General features: G+C 71.1%; 2 protein-coding genes. Both read left to right on the forward strand.

Going from position 1 to position 2,409, the window contains the following annotated elements; genetic code table 11:
• Window positions 1-1,203, forward strand: a 1,203-nt coding sequence (gene mmsA, locus VMS22_17390; GenBank protein HXJ35808.1) for a CoA-acylating methylmalonate-semialdehyde dehydrogenase, incomplete at its 5' end; no start/stop codon positions are given.
• Window positions 1,204-1,303: 100 nt separating this feature from the next.
• A partial coding sequence (locus tag VMS22_17395; protein ID HXJ35809.1) for an aminotransferase class III-fold pyridoxal phosphate-dependent enzyme occupies window positions 1,304-2,409 on the forward strand: 1,106 nt, incomplete at its 3' end.

Here is a 2,409-nt window from a genome sequence, read left to right on the forward strand (position 1 = left end):
CTCGCCGCGATCGTGACGCGCGAGCACGGCAAGACGCTCGACGAGTCGCGGGGGAGCGTGCGGCGCGGCATCGAGTGCGTCGAGGTCGCCTGCGGGACGCCGTCCCTGATGATGGGCTACGGCCTCGAGAACATCGCGCCGGGCATCGACTCCAACGTGATCCGCCAGCCCATCGGCGTCTGCGCGGCGATCGCGCCGTTCAACTTCCCCGCCATGGTGCCGCTCTGGTTCCTGCCGTTCGCGGTCGCGACCGGCAACACGTTCATCCTGAAGCCCTCCGAGCAGGTGCCGCTGACGCAGCGCGCGATGGCCCGCCTGCTCGAGCGGTGCGACCTGCCGCCCGGCGTCGTCAACCTCGTCAACGGCGGCCGCGCCGTGGTCGAGGCGATCTGCGACCACCCCGACGTCCGCGCGGTCTCCTTCGTCGGCTCGACGCCGGTGGCGAGGGCGGTGTACCGGCGGGCGACGCACGCCGGCAAGCGCGTCCAGGCGCTCGGCGGCGCCAAGAACTTCGTCGTCGTGATGCCCGACGCGGACATGGCGCGCGCGACCGACGTCATCACGGAGTCCTTCTTCGGCTGCGCCGGGGAGCGGTGCCTCGCGGGCAGCGTGCTCGTGCCGGTCGGGAAGGCGCACGCCGAGGCGCGCGAGCGGCTCGAGGCGGCGGCGAAGGCGCTGAGGGTCGGCGACGGCGCGCAGCCGGGCGTCGGCATGGGACCGGTCATCAGCGCCGCGCACCGCGAGAGGGTCGTCGGCTACATCGACCGGGGCGTCGCCGAGGGCGCGAGGCTCCTCCTCGACGGACGCGGGAATCCGGTGAAGGACCGGCCGAACGGCTACTTCCTCGGGCCGACGCTCTTCGACGGCGTGCGGCCCGACATGACGATCGGCCGCGACGAGATCTTCGGGCCGGTCGCCGCGATCACCCCGGTCCAGACGCTGGAGGAGGCGATCGCGGTGATGCAGGCGCACCCCAACGCGAACGCGACCTCGATCTTCACCTCGAGCGGCAAGGCCGCGCGCGAGTACGCGCGTCTGGCGACGGCCTCGATGGTGGGCGTGAACATCGGCGTCGCGGCCCCGATGGCGCAGTTCCCGTTCGGCGGCGCGAAGGACAGCTTCTTCGGCGACCTGAAGGCGCACGGCCGCGACGCGTACGAGTTCTACACGGACAAGAAGGTGGTCATCTCACGGTGGTTTTGAGCAGCGAGGGAACGCCCTCACCCCGTCCACCGCTCAAGGACCCCCTCGCCCCCCGGAGGGGGGAGAGGGCGGGGGTGAGGGGGGCGAAAGGACGACGACCATGAGCACCGAGACGAAGGCCCCGGCCCCGACGAGCGCGCTCTCGCGCGAGACGCGCGACAAGCACCGGGAGTACATCCTGCCCGCGACGATCCTCTACTACCAGGAGCCGCTCGTCCTGACCGACGGCAAGGGCCTGCGCATCCGGGACGCGGACGGCAACGAGTACCTCGACTTCTTCGGCGGCATCCTGACGGTGTCGATCGGGTACGCCGACGAGCGCGTCAACGCGGCGGTGGTCGCCCAGATCTCGCGCCTCTCGCACGTCTCGACGCTCTATCCGACGCTTCCGGTCGTCGAGCTCGCGGAGCGCCTCGCGCGCCTGACGCCGGGGCGCCTCCGGCAGTCGTTCCTCGCGGCGTCCGGCACCGAGGCGGACGAGACCGCGGTCATGCTCGCGCAGCTCCACACGGGGTCGACGGAGATCATCGCGCTGCGCCACGGGTACTCCGGCCGCTCGATGCTCGCGCAGGCGCTGACGGCCGTCTCGACGTGGAAACCGCTGCCGACGCAGGTCCCCGGCGTCAAGCACGCGCTGTCGCCCTACTGCTACCGCTGCCCGCTGAAGCTGACGTACCCGTCCTGCGGCGTGGCCTGTGCCAAGGACATCGAGGAGCTGATCCGCACGACGACGTCGGGGCGCGTCGCGGGCTTCCTCGCCGAGACGATCCAGGGCGTCGGCGGCTTCATCACGCCGCCGAAGGAGTACTTCGAGATCGCGGTCGGCATCGTCAAGAAGTACGGCGGCGTCTTCATCTGCGACGAGGTCCAGACGGGCTTCGGCCGCACGGGCGGGAAGATGTGGGGCATCGAGCACTACGGCGTCGAGCCCGACATCATGACGATGGCGAAGGGGATCGCGAACGGCCTCCCGCTCGGGGCGTGCATCGCGACGCCCGAGATCGCCGCGTCGCTGAAGGCACTGACGATCTCCACCTTCGGCGGCAACCCGGTGGCGTGCGCCGCCGCGAACGCGACGATCGGGATCATCGAGCAGGAGGACCTTCCCGGCAACGCCGAGAGGATGGGGAAGATCCTGCGCGACGGGTTCGAGGAGCTGAAGCGCCGCTACCCGAGGAACGTCGGCGACGTGCGCGGCATGGGGCT

This window comes from Candidatus Eisenbacteria bacterium (genome assembly GCA_035577985.1).
Lineage (GTDB): Bacteria > Desulfobacterota > Binatia > DP-6 > DP-6 > DATJZY01.